The following is a 20,144-nucleotide window of genomic DNA, read 5'->3' as shown; positions in this document are numbered from 1 at the left end:
AGCCTTTTTTATTGAATTTCAGCGAGAGAAACGACCGGTGTAAGATCAAGCTTTCGCCCCTCTTCTACTAATAAATCCCAACCAGAGGCCAATTCATTTCTGATAGTCCCCTCCAAAACGGCTTCTCGCATGGCAATTTTTATTAAGCCAATTTCGCGGCCTGGACCAATATCAAAGACTTGCATGATGATTTCACCAGAGAAAACGGGTTGAAAATTTCGAAGTGAATCGCTTTCCTCTACCTCTTTTAGTTTTTGCTCAACAATATCAAAATTACGTAAGTAACGTTTGACTTTGTCGCCATTCTTGGACGTAATGTCAGCCCGACACAATGTCATCAAGGCTTCTAATTCCTCACCTGCCTCGAACAAAAGGCGACGCAAGGCAGAAGCGGTAATTTCCTCTTTTGATAAAGCAATGGGACGTAGATGTAGTCGAACTAGCTTTTGGACTAGCTTCATCTTCTCGTTTAAAGGCAGTTTCAAGCGTTTGAAGATGTTCGGTACTTGACGTGCACCCATTTCTTCATGGCCGTGAAAAGTCCAGCCTTTACCCTGGGCGAAACGTTTGGTTTGCGGCTTGGCAATATCGTGCAAAATAGCAGCCCAACGCCACCAAAGATCATTCGTGTTTTCGGCAATATTATCTAAAACCTGCAAGGTGTGGTAAAAATTATCTTTGTGCCCCTTTCCATCTTCTGTATCCACGCCTTTTAGCTTCATGAACTCAGGAAAAATGATGGGGAGAATTTCACAAGCATCAAGCAAAAGGAAGCCGTAAGACGGCTTTTTGCAGAGAATCATCTTATTCAACTCATCTGAAATGCGCTCCATCGAGATGATAGCTAAGCGATCCTTCTCTGTTTTTAAGGCTTCAAATGTTTCAGGTAAAATATCAAATCCGAGTTGAGCGGCGAATCGAACCGCCCGCATCATCCGAAGTGGATCGTCTGAAAAGGTAATTCCAGGTGCTAAAGGGGTGCGAATGATTTTGGCCTTTAGATCATCGAGGCCATTAAATGGATCCAATAATTTGCCCCAATTCGCCTTATTCAATTGAACCGCCATCGCGTTGATAGTGAAATCACGGCGGTTTTGGTCATCTTCTAAAGTCCCCTCTTCCACTACGGGCTTGCGGGAATCGCGGTTATAGGATTCTTTGCGCGCGCCTACGAACTCAAGATCCCAGTCATCGACTTTGATCATAGCTGTGCCAAAGTTCTTAAATACAGACACCGCGTGCTCAGGCAAATCGAATTCTTTGGCTACTTCTAGGGCTAAATCAATGCCAGAACCGATGCAAACCACATCGATATCTTTGCAATCTCGACCTAAGATCGCATCACGCACATACCCACCAATGACGTAACTATCCACCCCCAAACGATCAGCTGCTGAGCCTATTTTGGAGAATATTGGATCTGCTACAATCTCCATCCCATCTTTCATCTATCCTCTAATTAACTTATAATCGCCATATAGGCCTAATTGCACAATTTTACTCGCCTTTTTCGCCGGCCCCTCCCCTGCTGGATTCTTTAACACCTGAGCTACCCCAGCTACGATGGATGGTGCAATTCCTGCAAAATTAATGGGAGATGGTTCCCCTGAAAGATTAGCAGAAGTAGAAACAATACCTCTTTGGTAACGATAAATCAACCCTTTACAGAACTCATCTTTCACCAAACGAATGGCAATGCTACCGTCTGGACCAAGTAATAAGGGAGATACATTTTTGCCTTTCGGATATATAATTGTCAAAGGATCCTCCGCAAATTCTACTAAATCCCAAGCAAGATCTGGCACCTGCTCCACGTATTCACTCAATTGTTCAATCTTTGAAATCAACAAAATCAAACCCTTATTGGCTGGTCGATTCTTTAATTCAAAAATTGCCTCAATCGCCTTATCATTCCTCGCATCACAGCCTAAGCCCCAAATCGTGTCACTCGGGTATAATAACACGCCTCCTGATTTTAAAGTTTGTATTGCTTCGTGGTACATATTTTGCATAATTAGGGCAAAGGTAAGATTAATTTATTCATTTCTGAGCATCAGAAGCAATGTTTAGAGCGAATTTAGCTACCTTTGAAGATTGATAAATTACAGCCATTTAGATGTCAACAATTCAACAACAAATACAGCTAGAACTCGCTAAAGGATTAAAAAATCTTTTCCAAATCGACGTAACCGAAATCGCGTTACAAGAAACAAAAAAAGAATTTGAGGGGGCATACACCTTAGTTGTTTTCCCTTACACTAAGCAAGCTGGCAAGGCTCCTGCAGCTATTGCGACGGATTTAGGTGAGTATTTGGTAGCGAATTGTTCAATCGTTAAAGCCTATCAAGTTGTTCAAGGTTTTTTAAATATTTCTGTTCACGATTCTGCTTGGTTAGGATTGCTTGCAAGCGTGGCATCAGACAATAATCCATTCCAAATTGAATCAAAAGGGGAAAAAGTACTCATAGAATATTCTTCTCCTAACACCAATAAACCCTTGCACTTAGGCCATTTACGTAATAACTTTTTAGGTTTTTCTGTGGCCCAAATCTTAGCGGCAGGTGGCTATGAAGTGGTCAAAACGAACTTAGTGAACGACCGCGGCATACATATTTGCAAATCAATGCTGGCTTACCAGCTTTTTGGCAACCAGGAGACTCCTGAAACATCAGGTTTAAAAGGCGATCACCTAGTGGGTAAATACTACGTGGCCTTCGATGTAGCTTACAAGGAAGAAATCGCAGCGTTAAAGGCCAATGGTTTAGACGAAGAGCAAGCTAAAAAACAAGCTCCCATTCTATTAAAAGCGCAGGAAATGCTGTTGAAATGGGAACAAGGCGACGAAGAGGTGATGAACTTGTGGAATACAATGAACGCCTGGGTTTTCGCAGGATTTGAAAAATCCTACCAAACGATGGGCGTTTCTTTTGATAAAATTTACCGCGAATCCAATACCTATTTGTTAGGAAAGCAATTAGTAGACGAAGGATTAGCTGCGGGTGTATTTTTTCAAAAGCCAGACGGATCCGTTTGGATCAATTTAGAGGCCGAGGGACTAGATGAAAAACTGGTATTACGTAAGGACGGAACTTCCGTTTATATCACCCAAGATATGGGAACAGCCCAATTAAAATACGAAGATTTCAAAGCAAATCAATCGGTTTATGTGGTGGGTAACGAACAAGATTACCACTTCGAGGTGCTATTCCATATTTTAAAGAAATTAAACAAGCCTTTTTCAAAAGGCAACTTTCATCTTTCCTATGGAATGGTAGACTTACCAAGCGGCAAGATGAAGTCGCGAGAGGGAACGGTGGTTGATGCCGATGATTTGATGGCTGAAATGATTCAAACGGCGAAAGATCGTACCTTAGAATTAGGCAAGATCGATGGCTTCACAGAAGCGGAATCAAACGAATTATTCCATAACCTAGGATTAGGAGCCTTGAAGTATTTCTTATTAAAGGTAGAACCGAAGAAACGCATGTTATTCAACCCGGAAGAATCCATCGACTTCCAAGGAAATACAGGACCTTTCATTCAATATACTCACGCCCGAATCTGTTCTATTCTACGCAAAGGCGGTTCCATTTCGACTGTTTCTATTGATTCAGACTTAGCCGAATCAGAACAAGAATTGATTTATTTATTAGGGGAATATAAGGCTCAAATTGCACAAGCAGCAGCGAACTTTGCTCCCTCCGTGATTGCCAATTATTCCTACGATTTAGCAAAAACTTTTAATAAGTTCTATAATGAATTGAGTATTCTATCAGAGGAAAATGAGGTGAAGCGAAACATTCGACTTACCTTAGCTGAGCTCACTGGAAAAACAATTCAGCATGCTACGTCGTTATTAGGTATAGTTTCACCTAATCGAATGTAATTTGAAACGTAAATACCTTTACCTCACCCTTTTAATAATCATCATTATGATCGCAAGTTTTATGAAAATCGGATCGTTATTGACGGCTTTGGCCCTACCATTTACACAGAAAACAGTCTTAAACAGACCAGAAAAAATGGAAATATCAGCAGCAGCTACGAACTTCCATTCCTTCAAAATGAAAGGAATCGATGGAAAAGAGATTGATTTCTCTCAATTCAAAGGAAAGAAAATTATCGTATTGAACACGGCGTCTAAATGTGGTTACACTCCACAATACGCAGACTGGGAAAAATTCCACAAAGAGAACAAAGACATCGTTATTTTAGGTTTTCCAGCGAATGAATTTGGGGGACAAGAACCAGGATCAAACGAAGAGATTTCTTCATTCTGCTCATTAAATTACGGTGTTTCTTTTCAAATGATGGAAAAAGTCGTAGTGAAAGGATCAGGAAAATGTGACCTATACCAATGGCTTTCGGATAAATCTAAGAATGGCTGGAACGAGAAAGAGCCTAGCTGGAATTTCTGCAAATACGTGATCAACGAGAAAGGAGAATTACAAAACTTCTTTGCTTCAGGCATCAAACCCAACAGTCCAGAATTTTTAGCTGCGATCGGAAAATAAGATGAATAGATGGGTAGACGCGGCAAGACCAAGAACTTTACCGCTAGCTTTAGGGAGTATTTTATTAGGTAATTTTTTAGCATACGCTTCTGGAAAATTTGATTTGCTCATAGCCATTCTCGCGACCCTAACTACCCTTTTATTACAAATCTTGTCGAACTTTGCGAATGACCTAGGAGACTTTTCGAATGGAGTCGATAACGCAGATCGTAAAGTGGCTTTAAGAGCTGTTCAAACAGGAAAAATTAGTCAACAAGAGATGAGAACTGCCGTTATCTGGACTGCAGTTCTTTCTTTTTTTTCAGGTAACTCCTTATTATTTTTCGGACTCAAGAATGCTCCACTAGAAGTATGGGGCACTTTTCTAGGCCTAGGCCTAGCGGCTATCGCCGCAGCCATCGCGTATACCGTGGGCAAAAGACCCTATGGATATATGGGCTTAGGGGATATATCCGTATTTCTATTTTTTGGTCTAATAGGAACGATGGGGACTTATTACCTACAAACATTTAGCTTAAATTTAATCTTATTATTGCCCGCCTCAGGATGTGGTTTTTTATCTGTCGCTGTATTAAATTTAAATAACCTGAGAGATATCGATAATGATATAAAGTCAGGCAAGAATTCGATTCCCGTAAGAATAGGCAAGATAAATGGGTTTTATTACCAAAAAGCTCTTTATATTTTAGCAATGGCCTGTTTTTATGCCTACCCATTTGCGGCTGGCATTCCGGTAAATGGCTACCAACAATTGCTCATCTTGGGCATTTACCCGATCATTGTTTTGTTCCGTGAATTACACCCGGGGATGAGCTCCGTACAAATAGATCCCTATTTGAAAAAAACAGCACTGCGTACATTATTTTTGATCCTAGTTTTCGGAATCATTCAAATTTTAACAAGCCAGTAATTTCGCTTATTTTTACAGAATAAACCTAGCGAAATGAAACTCCATACATTCCTACTTGTATTTGTATTAGCAACAAGCAGTTTAAATTTAACAGCGCAATCTACTGAAATCAATCATTTAGAGATTGGGTTAAATCAAAACAAGACTGGTAATTATGCAGATGCCTTGAGAAATTTCAGCTTAGAAATTGAAAAATCAGCAGCAAATCCTAATCCAATCGCCTTTTATAATCGAGGTTTCGCTAAGTATAATTTAAAAGATTTTCAGGGAGCCATTTTGGACTTCAACAAAGCCTTAGAATTAAAGCCTAGTTACTTTGAAGCCTATGTGGCGCGTGGCCAAAGTTATAGCAAACAAGATAACCATCCACTAGCGATTCAAGATTACAATGAAGCAATTCGATTGAATCCCTTAGAAGGCACAGCCTATTTAAGCCGCGGTATTTCTAAGTACAAATTGGAAAACTTCCGTGGAGCGATTACTGATTTCAACAAATCCCTTGAGTTAATCCCAGACTATGCGCCTACCTTAGCTGTAAGAGCAGATAGTAAATCAAAATTAGGGGACTTCGCGGGTAGTATCGAAGATTATAACAAAGCTATCGAGATTACTCCTAAACGGACTAATTACCTTTCGGGTCGGGCTTTTGCAAAGATGAAATTGGCTGACTATAAAGGGGCATTGGCTGACTTCTCTGAAGTCTTGAAATTAAGTCCTGAAAAAGCGGATGAGTGGTATTACTCTGGCTTATGCAAAGCCTATCTTGAAAATTACCGAGGGGAAAATGGCGAAAAAGGAGCTCTGGAGGACTTCAACAAGGCTTTAGAATTAGATCCGGAAAAAATTGAGGCCGTATATGGACGAGGTTTTGTCAAAGCAAAATTAGGCGACCAACGAGCTGCGATGGAAGACTTCACGAAAGCGATTGAGTTTGGTAACAATGAAAATGCAAAGATTCTTTATACCGCTAAATTAGGCAAAATCCAGTTAGACGAACTTCGTAACGGTTTAGTAGATCGAACAAAAATGAGCGATATGAGTGCTGGAAGAGCGGAAGTGTTCTTCCACCGAGGTTTGGCAAAGACAAAATCAGGGGACCCAAAAAGCGCTATTGAAGACTACAACCGCGCTATCTCCTTTCAACCCTCCTATGCAGCTGCTTATTTCCAACGTGGTATCGCTAAATCTAGCTTAGGGGACCAACGCAATGCCATTCAAGATTGCAATAATGCGATCGAATTAAATGGGAAATTTGCAGATGCTTATTTCGTAAGAGGCATTATTAAACTTGCCCTAAATGATCCTACAGGATGCTTAGACTTAAGTAAAGCAGGTGAATTAGGTTATTCTCCAGCTTATAATGTAATACGCGATTACTGTAACTAATAAAAAAGGCCTTTGAATTTAAAGGCCTTTTTTATGATTAATCAAACCGTAAGTGTTTAACGGATTCTCCGGAATTAGCTAATTCTTCTAAGGCATCAATACCTATTTGGAGGTGTTTGTCGACAAAATTTGCCGTCACTTTTTTATCACTGGCATCCGTTTTTACGCCATCAGGGGTCATTGGATTATCAGATACTAATAATAAGGCGCCATGTGGAATTTTATTTTTAAAACCCACGGTGAAAATGGTGGCTGTTTCCATATCAATTCCCATCGCTCGAATATCTGATAAATAGGTTTTAAATACTTCATCATGCTCCCAAACACGGCGATTCGTTGTATAGATTAAACCTGTCCAATAATCCAATTCGTGTTTCTTGATCATAGAAGAAACTGCTCTTTGTAAACGGAAAGACGGTAAAGCTGGCACTTCTTTAGGCATATATTCATCCGATGTTCCCTCCCCTCTAACGGCAGCAATGGGCAGAATCAGATCCCCAAGGGCTAGATTCTTCTTCAATCCACCACATTTCCCCAAGAAAAGGACAGCTTTCGGACTAATTGCTGATAAAATATCCATTACCGTAGCGGCCATGGGCGACCCCATCCCGAAATTGATGATGGTAATATTATGTGCCGTAGCAGTCTGCATGGGGCGATCGTGACCCTTTATATCCACGCCAAATTTCTCCGCGAACATATCCACATAATTCTTAAAATTGGTCAATAAGATATACTGTCCAAAATCCTCCGAATTCGTTCCTGTATAGCGCGGCAACCAATTTTGAACAATTTCCTCTTTCGTTTTCATATTATACGCTTGGATGTGATGAATTAATAAAGCAAAAAGATTAATTTAGAGGTTATATCGATGAATAGATGATTACATCTCCAGAAATAAACCTAGTCTTTCCTGCCTATTCGTACAAAGTAAAGAAAAATGAAGGAAAACTATACATTTTCGAGGAGATCTCTAAGAAATATCGATTACTGACTCCTGAAGAATGGGTTAGGCAACATTGCTTACACTATTTGGTTAACTACTTAAAATACCCTGCCTCTTTATTCCAAATCGAGGGAGGAATGAAAGTAGATAAATTAAATAGACGAACGGATATCCGCATTTATAAGTCAACTGGTGAGGTATTTATGTTGATTGAATGCAAAGCGCCGCAGGTGGATATTAGTTTAACAACATTACAACAAATTAGCCAATACCAGAAAACACAAAAAGCAGAGTACCTAGTCATTACCAATGGCTTACAAAATACCATTTTACATCATTCAACAAAAACTATCAACGAATTCCCCCCTTATCTATGAAAAAACTACTTTTCATTTTCTTAGGACTCTTATCATTCCCAACGTTAGCACAAAAGAAACCAGCCTTAGTGGTGGGTATTGTCGTAGATCAAATGCGCTACGAATACCTCTATAAATATTACGACCGCTATTCTGACAAAGGATTCAAGCGTCTGATGAGAGAGGGTATTAATTGCACCGACAATCACTACAATTACGCTCCTACAGTCACAGCCGCAGGCCATGCTAGTATTTATACAGGATCAGTTCCTGCCATTCATGGCATTGTAGAGAACGACTGGATCGATGTAGCATCAGGCAAAAAAGTATATTGTGTAGATGATTCTACGGTACAAACGGTAGGAAGCAAAAGCAAAGCAGGCATGATGTCACCGCGCAATCTTTTTACTTCAACGATTACCGATCAGTTAAAGATGGCGCAGAATTATAAGTCGAAAACCATCGCCATTTCGTTAAAGGATCGCGGCTCTATCATTCCGGGTGGTCATACGGCAGATGCCTCCTATTGGTATGATTCAGCCGATGGTTTTTGGATTTCCTCTACATTCTATCTGAAAGAATTACCCACTTGGGTGCAAAAATTCAATGGAGAAGGTAGACCTCAAAAATACTTAAACCAAGGCTGGAACACGTTATATCCCATTACCACCTACACGCGCTCTGCCGAAGATGACAGCCCGTATGAGGGAAGAATTGGGGCAGAAAAATCGTCCACATTTCCACACGATTTAAAAGGAAATAATATGCTAGAAGGATTTCGCAGAACTCCTTATGGCAATAGCTTACTGAAAGATTTTGCGCTAAAGGCATTAGAGGAAGAGAAATTAGGCAAGAATGGAACAACCGATTTCTTGGCACTTAGTTTTTCTTCAACCGATTACGTTGGACATGCGTTTGGGCCTCAATCTATTGAAGTAGAAGACACGTATTTACGCTTAGATAAAGACATTTCAGATATCTTGGACTATTTGGATGCCAAAATTGGTAAGAATCAGTACCTCGTTTTTCTAACAGCAGACCATGCCGTTGCGGATAATCAAAATTATTTGAATAGCAAACGTATGCCAGGAGGAACATTTGATAATGGCAAGTCAGTAAGTGATGCAAAAGCGGCTTTGAATAAGGAATTCGGGGATGTTAATTTAATCGTGGGGGTGGAAAATAACCAAATCTACTTGAATCACGCGAACTTAGACAAGTTCAAAATTTCAAAGGAGGCCGTAGGTAAAATTTTGGAGAAATCATTTAAAAGCCAACCCGGTGTCGCTGAATTCATCAATATGCGAGAAGTAGGACTAAGCCCTATTCCTGCCATTTACCGAGAAATTTTAACGAATGGGTACAACCAAGCAAGAAGTGGCGATTTTATGTACTTGTTGAGACCACAATGGGTTTCAGGTTACAAAACGGGCGCTTCTCATAGCACCGTATACGCTTATGACACACACGTGCCACTTCTTTTCTTCGGATGGAATGTTAAACCAAGAGAAATAAGCCAAAGAACAAATATCAGTGATATCGCAAGTACGTTAGCCAATTGGTTAAAAATTAGCGAACCCACAGGAAGTATTGGAAAAGTAATACAGTAATTATATGAAAATAGCCGTTGTAGGAACCGGATACGTAGGTTTAGTGACAGGGACTTGTTTCGCTGAAACAGGAAACCAAGTGACTTGCGTAGACATCAATGCAGAAAAAGTTCAGCAAATGCAGGCAGGGAAAATTCCCATTTACGAGCCTGGATTAGATGATTTATTCCAAAGAAATACCCAAGAAGGTAGACTTCATTTCACCACTTCATTGAAAGAGGGTATTGATGGAGCGAAAGTCATTTTCTTAGCCCTCCCTACCCCTCCAGGCGCGGATGGATCTGCCGATTTAAAATACATTCTGCAGGTGGCGAATGACTTAGGACCCATCTTATCAGATTATACCGTTATCATCGACAAAAGTACAGTTCCCGTGGGAACCTCTGATAAAGTTAGAGCAGCTATTGCTAAAAACGCTACAGTCGAATTCGATGTAGTTTCTAATCCCGAATTCCTACGCGAAGGGGTAGCAGTGGAGGATTTCATGAAACCCGATCGAGTGGTAATCGGTACTCAATCAGATCGTGCAAAAGACTTAATGTCACGCTTATATGCCCCTTTAGTTCGGCAAGGAAATCCCATCATCTTTATGGATGAAAGATCTGCTGAATTAACAAAATACGCAGCTAATGCCTTTTTAGCGACCAAAATCACCTTTATGAACGAGATTGCAAACTTATGTGAACTCGTAGGTGCGAATGTGGACGAGGTGCGCAAAGGAATCGGAACAGATTCTCGCATCGGGAAACGCTTCTTGTTCGCAGGGATTGGTTACGGAGGAAGCTGCTTCCCTAAAGACGTGCAAGCACTAGCGAAGACTTCAGCAGAAAACGATTATGAGTTTAAGATTTTGGACTCGGTAATGCAGGTAAATGAAAGCCAAAAAACAAAACTCATTCCTCACCTAGCGAAACACTTCAAAGGTGATTTAGCTGGAAAGAAGATTGCGATGTGGGGTTTGGCATTCAAACCTTATACCGATGACATACGTGAGGCACCATCCTTGTACAATATCGATGCTTTACTTGAATTAGGAGCCACTGTGAGTGCCTATGACCCAGAGGCAATGGAACATGTAAAGCAATTAATGGGGGATAAAATTACGTTTACCAAAACCCCATATGAAGCTTTAGAAGGCGCTGATGCTCTTTTAATCGTCACAGAATGGCCTCAATTCAGAACGCCAGACTTTGATCGAATGGATAGCTTATTGAAGAATAAAGTCATTTTTGACGGAAGAAATCTGTATGAATTAAACCAAATGCAGGAACTAGGCTACACCTATTATTCCATTGGCCGCCAAACCATACACTAATATGAAACGAATTTTAATCACCGGCGGAGCTGGATTTCTAGGATCTCATTTATGTGATCGATTTATCAAAGAGGGTTACCACGTCATCGCTATGGATAATTTAATCACGGGCGATCTAAAGAACATCGAACATTTGTTCAAATTAGAACACTTTGAGTTCTACCACCACGATGTTTCCAAGTTCATTCACGTTCCGGGAGAATTGGATTATATCCTGCACTTCGCCTCGCCTGCCTCTCCTATTGATTATTTGAAGATACCTATTCAAACTTTAAAAGTAGGATCATTAGGTATTCATAATTGTTTGGGTTTAGCCCGCGTTAAGAATGCACGTGTGTTGATTGCCTCCACTTCCGAAGTGTATGGTGACCCGAACGTACATCCACAACCAGAAGAATATTGGGGAAATGTGAATCCCGTAGGACCACGTGGCGTTTATGATGAGGCCAAACGTTTCCAAGAAGCCATGACGATGGCGTATCATACCTACCACGGTTTAGAAACACGTATTATTCGCATTTTTAATACCTACGGTCCTCGCATGCGACTAAACGATGGTCGTGTATTGCCTGCGTTCATCGGACAAGCGTTACGTGGTGAGGATTTAACGATGTTTGGCGATGGTTCTCAGACACGTTCATTCTGTTACGTAGATGATTTAGTTGAAGGCATTTATCGCCTCTTATTGAGCGATTATGCTCAACCTGTGAATATTGGAAATCCGGATGAGATAACGATCAAAGAATTTGGCGAGGAAATCATCAAATTAACGGGTACCTCGCAGAAACTTATCTCACTTCCATTACCTACAGATGACCCTAAACAACGCAAACCAGACATTACCAAAGCGCGCAGCATTCTAGGCTGGGAACCCAAGGTGAGTCGTGCAGAGGGATTGAAGATCACTTACGATTATTTCAAGTCGTTGAGTAAGGACGATTTGTTTAGAATGGCGCATCATAAAGAGTTTTAGTCGCGAAGCGGATTAAAACAGTAGTCAAAGAGTCACCTCAAGCGGCGGAGCCACCCTCGGCTTAGTCAATGAGTCCGGAGGAAAAGAGTCCGGAGGAAAAGAGTCCGGAGGAAAAGAGTCCAGAGGAACCTATTTCCTATACAAACAAAAAAGGCGCTTTAAGCGCCTTTTTTGTTAACCAAATCTATGCTCTCTACTCTACAATCTCTACTCTAAAACAGTAGTCAAAGAGTCGCCTCAAGCTGCGGAGCCACCCTCGGCTTAGTCAATGAGTCCGGAGGAAATCAGCCCGGAGGAAATTATTTCCTATACAAACAAAAAAGGCGCTTAAAGCGCCTTTTTTGTTAACCTACTTTATACTCTATGCTCTATAATCTATACTCTATAAAAAAGGGGACCTAAGTCCCCTTTTTTATTAGTTAAAGATATAACGTACACCAAACTGTGCTTGCCATCTTGATCCTAAACCAAAGCTACGTTGGAATGAATCTGTCAATGGTACAGATGATGTTGGGTTACCTTGGTAACGGTGAGGGAATTCAAACGTTGGCTTACCTGTAGCAGCATCATTACCTAAGTAAGATACTAAACCAGCACGTAAAGCTGTTTGATTTAAGCCCCATTGTGACGATGCATAGTTACCTAAGTTAAATACATCCAAAGTGAATTGTAACGTATTTTTCTTACCACCTACATTGATGTAGAAATCTTGGATTACTTTGAAGTCAAAGTTTGCAGCCCAAGGTAATTCAGCACCGTTACGCTCAGCATATTGACCACGACGAGAGTTCAAATAAGCATCTTGAGAGATGTACTTATCTAAATCAGCCCATTGTTGTGCTGCCGTGTAAGTGAATTTCTGAGAAACGTTGTAAGAAATAACTTTGTCTTTCAAGATGATTTCACCTTCTCCACGAGGGATGTACATTAAGTCATTCGCTGTTTGGCCATCACCATTCATATCACCTGAATACGTGTAAGAGAAACGACCTGCTGGAGCAACTGAATACGTAAATCCAAATGTAGTTGAAGCCTTATCGTTCAAGTAATTCAATTTATATGAACCATACGCGTTGAAACGGTGTGATTGCATATAAGAAGAATAAGAAGCTACGTCTTCGTTAGGATCTCCAGACACAACGCGATCTCTCCATTGTGATTGAGCGATAGAACCACCGTCATTCACTGAACGAGAATCAGAGTTTGTGTAAGATAAGGAAGCAAATAAACCATTATCAAATGCCTTAGAAACCGTTGCCGTTAATGCATAAGAATAACCTAATTGTGTATTCTTGATGACAATCGCATCAGAGATGTTTGGATTCAAGCCTGAATTACCCGCAGCTGGAGCGTTAACTCCTTTAACGTTACCATAGATTTGGTTGATCTTCGTATTGGTAGGAACTCCGTTCGTTGCTGTGTAATAAATAACACGGTTATCAGCACCTACCGCTTTCACTTTCGAATCTGGTAAGTTTACGTTTTCCAAATAGACAGCGTTGATATCCTTCGTGTAGATACCTTCCACTGATACTAACCAACCATTACCTAAGCTCTTATCTACCGCTAAGTTAGCACGGAATACTTGAGAGAACTTGAAGTTAGGATCTGTTACCGCTAAGTTATAAGACGTAGGGATAATAGAAGTAGCTACCGCTGGACGGTAAGCATCTACATTCGCGTTGAATGGACGGTTTGTTGGATTTGTTAAACGCTCAGATCCAAATAACACACCATTATTAGACAATTGGTTAGATAACCAAACGTAAGGAACACGTCCAGAGAAGATACCTAAACCACCACGTACTTGTGTAGTCTTATCATCTTTCACATCCCAGTTAAATCCAAAACGTGGAGACCATAAAGTCGTAAAGTCTGGCAATTGGTTTGTTCTTAACACCGTGTTATTACGGAAAGTCAAGCTAGGAACATACGCATTGTTATACTTAGGATCATTATCTACTGGGAATGAAGTTCCATCTGCACGTAGACCGAAAGTTAATTTCAATCCTTTAGCTGCTGTGATTTCATCTTGTACATACAATGAAGTCGTATTACCCTTCATTTCCGCAAATGGGAACGTAGCGTAGTTAGACCAAGATTGTTGGTATTGAACTGCATTAGAAACACCTGTATTTACAGAGGCAATAAAGTCATCTACTGACTTGAATTGGTAGCCACCATAGTAGTTAGGAGCAAAACCATTTCTAAATGCATTCATCTCAAACGCAGCACCTAAGGTAAATACGTGATTTCCTGCATAGTAAGTCAAGTTGTCAGATAATTGGAAGATATCTGAATCCAAGATGTTGTTAGCTGAGAATGGCTCGAAACCAAAAGCAGTTAACTCGTTCAAGTTATTGTTACCGATATCAACTGTAGGGAACGGAGTGTTATTTACAGGTGATTGACGGAAGTCACGCATTTGTGTGTAACCAACAGTCAAGTTATTCGCTAATTTGCTTGAGAACGTTGAGTTCAATTCAGCAATGTACGAATCTAAGTTGTTGTTGATACGGTATAATGAACCTTGGAAAGGTAATACCGTAGCTGATGGGTTACGACCACCTGATAAAGATCCAGATGAAGATGGGCTAACATCAGCATAAGAACGTAGGTAGTTGTATTTCAAGTTAAACTTGTGCTTGTCAGAAATATTCCAATCTAAACGAATGTTCGCTTTTTGTGAATAATTTTCTTTGTCCCAGTTCTCGTAAGCACCTGGATCGTAGTTAAACTTCGATTTCAACAAGCTTTTAATAGCTTCTAATTGCTCAACAGTTGCAACCGATTGGTTACCAGCTGTAGAACCCGCACGACGCGCCACAAAGTTAGATCCTGGTTGAGTTTGTAATTCTTGCTCAAATGATCCGAAGATAAACAATTTGTTTTTTACGATAGCACCACCGATACGACCACCGAATTGACCTCTTTGGAAGTTACCATATTGGTTAGTTACGTCACCGATTTTGTTACCTACTTGGTTTTGGTCTGTACCAAAATAGTAAGCAGAACCAGTCCAATCATTTGTACCTGATTTCGTTACTACGTTGATGTTAGCACCCGTTGCCATACCTTGACGAACGTCATAAGGAGCAATTAATACTTGGAATTGATCAATCGCGTCTACAGAGATTGGAGAAGCACCAGCTTGACCACCAATCGTAGGAGATAAAGCGAACGCATTGTTAAAGAACGCACCGTCTACCGTTACGTTATTGTATAATGCATTACGACCAGCGAAGTTCAATCCGTTTGCACGAGGATCTAAACGAGCGAAATCACCTAACGAACGGTTTAACGTAGGTAAAGTAGTGATAGAGCTGTTAGAAACTGTAGTAGCAGCACCCGTACGACCAGAGTTAATCACAGAGGAACGAGACGCAACCACCTTAACTTCTTCTAGTTGAGCTTGGTTTAATTCTAATTTAAAGTTTTGACGAAGTTCTGAAGCCAACGTCAAAGAAATACCTGATTGAACAGATTCTTTGTAACCTACGAAAGATACAGTCACTTTGTAAGGACCACCTACACGCATGTTAACGATGTTGTAACGACCATCTCCACGAGTGGATGCACCGTAACGAGAACCCGTAGGTTCGTGAACTGCGATTACCGTAGCACCTGGTAACCCTTCTCCTTTTTCATCCACAACAGTACCCGACAAAGCGGATGTTGTAGACCCCTGAGCAAAGGCTTGCCCAACAGGTAGTGCCATCACAAGCGCAAAAAACGCTCCTAATAACACTGATTTAGTAATAAACCTTCTCTGCATAAATTTGGAATTTAGTTATATAATAATTTGAGAAATGATAACACAAAATAAACTAGAAAAATCAAATACTCCAAAATATCTCAAAAAAGTATTTTCACTGAAAATGGGGTAATTCGTTGATATTTAGGACTAATCTTTAAAAAACCTGCAATATCCTAGCAGTAGCAGCCTCTTATAGTCCTATAAATCGCAATTATTTAACAGAAACTTAATTTTTAATTATTTAAAGAATAATTTTGTAGCCTAACTATTTCAGATGTCAGAACAAATCAAATTAACTTCCTTTAGTCATGGCGCAGGTTGCGGATGTAAAATATCTCCGCAGATTTTGGACCAAATCCTTAAATCAGACAAGCCGAAGGCCACCCATCCCCACTTATTAGTCGGTAATGAGAGCCGTGATGATGCGGCGGTATTTGATTGGCAGAATGGAGAGGCTGTTATTTCGACGACGGATTTCTTTATGCCGATTGTGGATGATCCCTTTGATTTTGGAAAAATCGCGGCAACAAATGCGATCTCTGATATCTATGCCATGGGCGGAAGTCCTCTGATGGCCATCGCCATTTTAGGCTGGCCGATTGATAAATTAGCCCCACAAATTGCGGCACAAGTACTTGAAGGTGGACGCGCAGCTTGTGCCGAAGCAGGAATTCCGTTAGCAGGAGGTCATTCGATTGATTCGCCTGAACCTATTTTTGGGCTTGCGGTCACTGGAAAAGTGCGCAAAGAAAATTTGAAACAGAATGATACAGCCACGAAAGGCTGTATGTTATACTTAACGAAGCCATTGGGCGTGGGTATTTTATCTACAGGCCAAAAACGAGGCATCGTTAGTCCTGGAGATTTGGCTCGTGCTGTAAAGCAAATGAGCACATTGAATAGCTTCGGTGAAAAACTAGGACCTTTACCATATGTAAAATCCCTAACGGATGTGACTGGTTTTGGCTTGTTCGGACATTTAGTCGAAATGGCAGATGGATCAGGCTTGAGCGCTAAAATTGCGTTCGAGAACTTGCCTTTGCTCCCTAATATAGATCATTATTTAGACCAAAAGTGCTTCCCAGGTGGAACAGCGCGTAATTTAGCTAGCTATGGCGAGCGTTTAAGCGAGGAGATTTCAGAACGCCAACGCTATATAGGAGCGGATCCTCAGACTTCTGGAGGACTATTAATCGCTGTAGAAGCGGAACATACGGCTGCATTTGAAGCATTCGCACTGGAGAATGGATTTGAATTAAGTCCTATTGGGGAATTAACGGAACGCAAAGAAAAAGCCATTTACTTAGCCTAATGAAACTATTCTATCGCGCACTTGGTGAATCGGGAACGCCGGTTATTATTCTACATGGCATTTTTGGGACCTCGGATAATTGGTTAGGTTTTGGAAAAGCGATCTCTGAAAATCACCGTGTATTTTTAGTGGACCAAAGAAACCACGGACAATCGCCCTGGGGAGACGAATTCAACTACGAGGTGATGGCGGCTGATCTGTTGGAATTCATAAAGGAGCATCACTTAGAAAACCCCATCCTCATCGGTCACAGTATGGGAGGCAAGGTGGTCATGCAATTCGACCTTTTGCATCCAGGAATTGCTAGCCGAATCGTGATTGTCGATATCGCGCCTAAATTCTATCCGGTACACCATACGCACATTTTGGAAGGATTAAACAGCCTTGACTTATCTACATTAGAGAGTCGCCAAGCTGCGAATGAACATTTGAAACGCTTTGAAGAAAAAGAAGGCGTTCGTCAATTCCTTTTAAAGAATCTGTACAGAAACGCAGAGCAGCAATTTGCGTGGAGAATTAATCTGAAAGTAATCACCAAAAATATTGATGTGGTAGGACACGAATTATTCGTTCCTGCTGCCTCGAATACCGAAACGTTATTCATTAAGGGAGCTGATTCCCATTACATTCAACCGGAAGACGAACGATACATTGCGGAAATTTTTCCTAATTTTGAATTAGTAGAGATTCCTGGGGCGGGCCATTGGGTGCAAGCGGATCAACCGGAACAATTTCTACAGGCGCTTCAATCGTATTTATGAAAATTTTTCTCATCCCCTGCCCGATTGCTGAAAATACTTCCTCCGAAGTCCTACCCCCTCAAATCTTAGCGGCTCTTCAGCAGACGAGACATTATTTAGTCGAAAATGTGCGAACGGCCAGGAGATTTATCAGCGAATTGAAACTGGGAATTCAGATAGACCGTTTGGTTTTTGAGGTTTTGGATAAAGACACGCAAGCTAAAACAGTCACTGATTTTTATACAAAACATAGGTCAGTCGAATATATCGGTGTTATTTCAGAAGCAGGTTGCCCTGGGGTGGCAGATCCGGGGGCCTTGGCCGTTTCGATTGCACAGCAACAAAACATCGAAGTAATTCCATTAGTAGGCCCCTCTTCTATCCTATTAGGTTTAATGGGGTCTGGATTTTCTGGCCAAAGCTTCGCCTTCATCGGCTACTTACCCATCGATAAAGCAGCCCGTATTCGCAAAATCGAACAATTAGATAGAGATGTTGCCAAATGGGGTCAAACACAAATTTTCATTGAAACACCGTATCGTAATAATGCGCTTTTGGAAGATCTAATTGCACAATGTGCACCAGATTCCCTAATTTGCATTGCCTGTGACATAACCGCGCCCACAGGTTTTGTCCAAACAAAAAAAGCAGGTGATTGGGCCAAAGCGCAACCTGACTTACATAAAAAACCTTGTATCTTCCTTTTAGGTAAATATATATGATCTTTCATCAAGCCTTTACGTTAAATCCATTTCAAGAAAACACCTATATCATTTGGGATGAAAATGGGACAGGTATCATCGTGGACCCAGGCTGTTATACCTACGAAGAGCGCCAAACATTGAAAGCTTTCATTGAAGAAAAAGGCATCACGATAACCCACATCTTAAATACACACGCACACATCGATCACGTGCTAGGGGTGGAATATTTTAGACAAGAATTTAAGATTCCTTTTTACCTACACCCGAAAGATGAACCTCTATTGAAAGATGCGGCAAATCGAGCACAAGTGTATGGATTCCCGCACTACCAACCCTCTGAAGTCGATGTTTGGTATGAGGACAACCAAGTATTAAACATTGGTGAAATGGAAATCAAAATCTTGTTTGTACCAGGGCACGCTCCAGGTCATGTGGCCTTGTATTTTGAAAAAGAGGGACTTTTATTTGATGGGGATGTGTTGTTTAGACGCAGTGTGGGCAGAACGGACTTCCCACTTTGCAATCACGCTGATTTAGTACATAGTATTCAAACTCAATTATATACTTTACCTGATTCGACGATTGTGTATCCCGGACATGGAGGAAGCACCACCATCGGAGAGGAGAAAGTATCCAATCCTTACGTAAAAGCATGAAAAAAGAAATCCCTAACCTATTAACGCTGGGTAATTTATTAGCGGGTTGCATCGGACTTTGGTTCGTAATGCAGGGCGATTTAGTGAGCGCCTCCTATTGTATATTCATCTCCTTAGTATGCGATTTCTTCGATGGATTTTTAGCACGCGCCTTACAAGCTTATTCTGATTTGGGAAAAGAACTGGATTCCTTGGCGGACATGGTCTCTTTTGGGGTTTTACCTGCCTTTATCTTGTTTTCTTTAGTGGAGCAAAGCTGTGGGGCTCAATGCACTGTGGGTCTATTCGGGTTCTATAAGCCCTTTATGGTGTTTGCATTGGCTTTGATGTCTGCTTATCGTTTGGCTAAATTCAATATTGATACTCGCCAAAGTGACCAATTTATCGGAGTCCCTACACCAGCAAATGGTCTATTAATTGCGTCTTTACCCTTAATTCTACATTTTCAGCCGGAATACAGCGCCTATATTCTTCACTTCAAAGGCCTGTTAATTTATGCGGTGGTGATGAGTTATCTTTTGGTCTGTGAATTGCCTTTACTCGCATTTAAATTCAAGACCTGGGATTGGAAAAGCAATCAAATAAAATTCATTTTCCTTATTTTTTGCATTGCTGCCCTTGTTATGCTTAAATTTGCAGCAATTCCGGTTTTAGTGATCGCATACATCCTCCTTTCCGGCCTTATTTTCCTTTTAAATCCAAACAAATAATGAAATTCTTAGCTGAAATCAACGTAATGCCTCAAAAAGAAATCCTTGATCCTCAGGGAAAAGCGGTACTTATTGGCTTACAAAACTTAGGCATTAACCAAGTGGAAGGCGTTCGTATCGGCAAGCACATCACATTAACGGTGGATGCAGCTTCTGAAGCTGAGGCAAATGAAGTGGTGACTAACGCTTGTAAGAAATTGCTAGCAAACTTGATTATGGAGGAATTTGAGTTTACGTTGACAGCTCAATAAGAGC

General features: G+C 40.8%; 18 protein-coding genes. 14 read left to right on the top strand and 4 right to left on the bottom strand.

The annotated features are described in order from the left end of the window. Window positions 1-8: 8 nt before the first annotated feature. Window positions 9-1,448 carry a CCA tRNA nucleotidyltransferase gene (locus SKC37_RS02410; protein ID WP_377979939.1) on the bottom strand — a complete coding sequence of 480 codons (1,440 nt, stop codon included), beginning with the start codon at window positions 1,446-1,448 and terminating at the stop codon, window positions 9-11. Beyond that, window positions 1,449-2,003, bottom strand: a complete 555-nt coding sequence (locus SKC37_RS02405) for an L-threonylcarbamoyladenylate synthase (RefSeq protein WP_377979938.1) — start codon at window positions 2,001-2,003, stop codon at window positions 1,449-1,451. It lies immediately after the preceding gene. Window positions 2,004-2,116: 113 nt separating this feature from the next. Between SKC37_RS02405 and argS the strand changes: the two genes are divergently transcribed. Genes argS through SKC37_RS02385 form a run of 4 tightly spaced genes read left to right on the top strand, consistent with a single transcriptional unit; the run spans window position 2,117 to window position 6,810 of the window. Next, the gene (gene argS / locus SKC37_RS02400; protein WP_377979937.1) at window positions 2,117-3,886 is read left to right on the top strand and encodes an arginine--tRNA ligase; all 1,770 of its coding nucleotides are present in this window, start codon (window positions 2,117-2,119) and stop codon (window positions 3,884-3,886) included. Window positions 3,887-3,932: 46 nt separating this feature from the next. Continuing rightward, complete coding sequence (locus tag SKC37_RS02395; RefSeq protein ID WP_377979936.1) at window positions 3,933-4,514, top strand: glutathione peroxidase; 582 nt, start codon at window positions 3,933-3,935, stop codon at window positions 4,512-4,514. 1 nt (window position 4,515) lies between these two features. Beyond that, a complete protein-coding gene (menA, locus tag SKC37_RS02390; RefSeq protein WP_377979935.1) occupies window positions 4,516-5,424 on the top strand; it encodes a 1,4-dihydroxy-2-naphthoate octaprenyltransferase in 909 nt (302 codons plus the stop codon). Between the two features lie 33 nt (window positions 5,425-5,457). Then, window positions 5,458-6,810, top strand: a complete 1,353-nt coding sequence (locus SKC37_RS02385; protein ID WP_377979934.1) for a tetratricopeptide repeat protein — start codon at window positions 5,458-5,460, stop codon at window positions 6,808-6,810. Between the two features lie 37 nt (window positions 6,811-6,847). On the opposite strand, the gene SKC37_RS02380 is transcribed toward SKC37_RS02385, so the two are convergent. After that, window positions 6,848-7,621 carry an AMP nucleosidase gene (locus tag SKC37_RS02380; protein WP_377979933.1) on the bottom strand — a complete coding sequence of 258 codons (774 nt, stop codon included), beginning with the start codon at window positions 7,619-7,621 and terminating at the stop codon, window positions 6,848-6,850. A gap of 68 nt (window positions 7,622-7,689) precedes the next feature. Here SKC37_RS02380 and SKC37_RS02375 point away from each other — a divergent pair, with 68 nt between their 5' ends. Genes SKC37_RS02375 through SKC37_RS02360 form a run of 4 tightly spaced genes read left to right on the top strand, consistent with a single transcriptional unit; the run spans window position 7,690 to window position 12,010 of the window. Next, a complete protein-coding gene (locus SKC37_RS02375) occupies window positions 7,690-8,133 on the top strand; it encodes a type I restriction enzyme HsdR N-terminal domain-containing protein (RefSeq protein ID WP_377979932.1) in 444 nt (147 codons plus the stop codon). Then, window positions 8,130-9,722: an alkaline phosphatase PafA gene (gene pafA / locus SKC37_RS02370; RefSeq protein ID WP_377979931.1), complete on the top strand. Its 1,593-nt coding sequence runs from the start codon at window positions 8,130-8,132 to the stop codon at window positions 9,720-9,722. Before SKC37_RS02375 ends, pafA begins: the two co-directional genes overlap by 4 nt. Before the next feature lie 4 nt (window positions 9,723-9,726). Continuing rightward, a complete protein-coding gene (locus SKC37_RS02365) occupies window positions 9,727-11,037 on the top strand; it encodes a UDP-glucose dehydrogenase family protein (protein ID WP_377979930.1) in 1,311 nt (436 codons plus the stop codon). Between the two features lies 1 nt (window position 11,038). Further along, window positions 11,039-12,010 carry a UDP-glucuronic acid decarboxylase family protein gene (locus tag SKC37_RS02360; RefSeq protein ID WP_377979929.1) on the top strand — a complete coding sequence of 324 codons (972 nt, stop codon included), beginning with the start codon at window positions 11,039-11,041 and terminating at the stop codon, window positions 12,008-12,010. A gap of 415 nt (window positions 12,011-12,425) precedes the next feature. Here SKC37_RS02360 and SKC37_RS02355 read toward each other — a convergent pair whose 3' ends face one another. After that, a complete protein-coding gene (locus tag SKC37_RS02355) occupies window positions 12,426-15,785 on the bottom strand; it encodes a TonB-dependent receptor (protein WP_377979928.1) in 3,360 nt (1,119 codons plus the stop codon). Window positions 15,786-16,041: 256 nt separating this feature from the next. Between SKC37_RS02355 and selD the strand changes: the two genes are divergently transcribed. The 6 genes from selD to purS are packed head-to-tail and all read left to right on the top strand — an operon-like array spanning window position 16,042 to window position 20,140. After that, window positions 16,042-17,079: a selenide, water dikinase SelD gene (gene selD, locus SKC37_RS02350; RefSeq protein WP_377979927.1), complete on the top strand. Its 1,038-nt coding sequence runs from the start codon at window positions 16,042-16,044 to the stop codon at window positions 17,077-17,079. Beyond that, window positions 17,079-17,840 carry an alpha/beta fold hydrolase gene (locus SKC37_RS02345; RefSeq protein ID WP_377979926.1) on the top strand — a complete coding sequence of 254 codons (762 nt, stop codon included), beginning with the start codon at window positions 17,079-17,081 and terminating at the stop codon, window positions 17,838-17,840. Before selD ends, SKC37_RS02345 begins: the two co-directional genes overlap by 1 nt. Further along, complete coding sequence (locus SKC37_RS02340) at window positions 17,837-18,541, top strand: SAM-dependent methyltransferase (RefSeq protein WP_377979925.1); 705 nt, start codon at window positions 17,837-17,839, stop codon at window positions 18,539-18,541. Before SKC37_RS02345 ends, SKC37_RS02340 begins: the two co-directional genes overlap by 4 nt. Continuing rightward, window positions 18,538-19,179: an MBL fold metallo-hydrolase gene (locus SKC37_RS02335; RefSeq protein WP_377979924.1), complete on the top strand. Its 642-nt coding sequence runs from the start codon at window positions 18,538-18,540 to the stop codon at window positions 19,177-19,179. The genes SKC37_RS02340 and SKC37_RS02335 overlap by 4 nt, the downstream gene beginning before the upstream one ends. Then, the gene (gene pssA, locus SKC37_RS02330; RefSeq protein ID WP_377979923.1) at window positions 19,176-19,889 is read left to right on the top strand and encodes a CDP-diacylglycerol--serine O-phosphatidyltransferase; all 714 of its coding nucleotides are present in this window, start codon (window positions 19,176-19,178) and stop codon (window positions 19,887-19,889) included. Before SKC37_RS02335 ends, pssA begins: the two co-directional genes overlap by 4 nt. Then, window positions 19,889-20,140, top strand: coding sequence for a phosphoribosylformylglycinamidine synthase subunit PurS (gene purS, locus SKC37_RS02325; protein WP_377979922.1), 252 nt, complete (start codon window positions 19,889-19,891; stop codon window positions 20,138-20,140). Before pssA ends, purS begins: the two co-directional genes overlap by 1 nt. Window positions 20,141-20,144 lie beyond the last annotated feature (4 nt).

It is taken from the genome of Aquirufa esocilacus, from assembly GCF_042715595.1.
Lineage (GTDB): Bacteria > Bacteroidota > Bacteroidia > Cytophagales > Spirosomataceae > Aquirufa > Aquirufa esocilacus.
Note: the sequence above shows the minus strand (reverse complement) of the source record. Positions and strands in the feature narration are given on the sequence as shown.

Bases quoted from the DNA above. Each gene is read 5' to 3' on its own strand.
- SKC37_RS02375 (WP_377979932.1), top strand. From the start codon at position 7,690: ATGATTACATCTCCAGAAATAAACCTAGTCTTTCCTGCCTATTCGTAC.
- SKC37_RS02405 (WP_377979938.1), bottom strand. From the start codon at position 2,003: ATGTACCACGAAGCAATACAAACTTTAAAATCAGGAGGCGTGTTATTA.
- argS (WP_377979937.1), top strand. From the start codon at position 2,117: ATGTCAACAATTCAACAACAAATACAGCTAGAACTCGCTAAAGGATTA.
- SKC37_RS02380 (WP_377979933.1), bottom strand. From the start codon at position 7,621: ATGAAAACGAAAGAGGAAATTGTTCAAAATTGGTTGCCGCGCTATACA.
- SKC37_RS02345 (WP_377979926.1), top strand. From the start codon at position 17,079: ATGAAACTATTCTATCGCGCACTTGGTGAATCGGGAACGCCGGTTATT.
- pssA (WP_377979923.1), top strand. From the start codon at position 19,176: ATGAAAAAAGAAATCCCTAACCTATTAACGCTGGGTAATTTATTAGCG.
- selD (WP_377979927.1), top strand. From the start codon at position 16,042: ATGTCAGAACAAATCAAATTAACTTCCTTTAGTCATGGCGCAGGTTGC.
- SKC37_RS02355 (WP_377979928.1), bottom strand. From the start codon at position 15,785: ATGCAGAGAAGGTTTATTACTAAATCAGTGTTATTAGGAGCGTTTTTT.
- SKC37_RS02360 (WP_377979929.1), top strand. From the start codon at position 11,039: ATGAAACGAATTTTAATCACCGGCGGAGCTGGATTTCTAGGATCTCAT.
- SKC37_RS02365 (WP_377979930.1), top strand. From the start codon at position 9,727: ATGAAAATAGCCGTTGTAGGAACCGGATACGTAGGTTTAGTGACAGGG.
- SKC37_RS02385 (WP_377979934.1), top strand. From the start codon at position 5,458: ATGAAACTCCATACATTCCTACTTGTATTTGTATTAGCAACAAGCAGT.
- SKC37_RS02340 (WP_377979925.1), top strand. From the start codon at position 17,837: ATGAAAATTTTTCTCATCCCCTGCCCGATTGCTGAAAATACTTCCTCC.
- purS (WP_377979922.1), top strand. From the start codon at position 19,889: ATGAAATTCTTAGCTGAAATCAACGTAATGCCTCAAAAAGAAATCCTT.
- SKC37_RS02335 (WP_377979924.1), top strand. From the start codon at position 18,538: ATGATCTTTCATCAAGCCTTTACGTTAAATCCATTTCAAGAAAACACC.
- SKC37_RS02410 (WP_377979939.1), bottom strand. From the start codon at position 1,448: ATGAAAGATGGGATGGAGATTGTAGCAGATCCAATATTCTCCAAAATA.
- SKC37_RS02395 (WP_377979936.1), top strand. From the start codon at position 3,933: ATGATCGCAAGTTTTATGAAAATCGGATCGTTATTGACGGCTTTGGCC.
- pafA (WP_377979931.1), top strand. From the start codon at position 8,130: ATGAAAAAACTACTTTTCATTTTCTTAGGACTCTTATCATTCCCAACG.
- menA (WP_377979935.1), top strand. From the start codon at position 4,516: ATGAATAGATGGGTAGACGCGGCAAGACCAAGAACTTTACCGCTAGCT.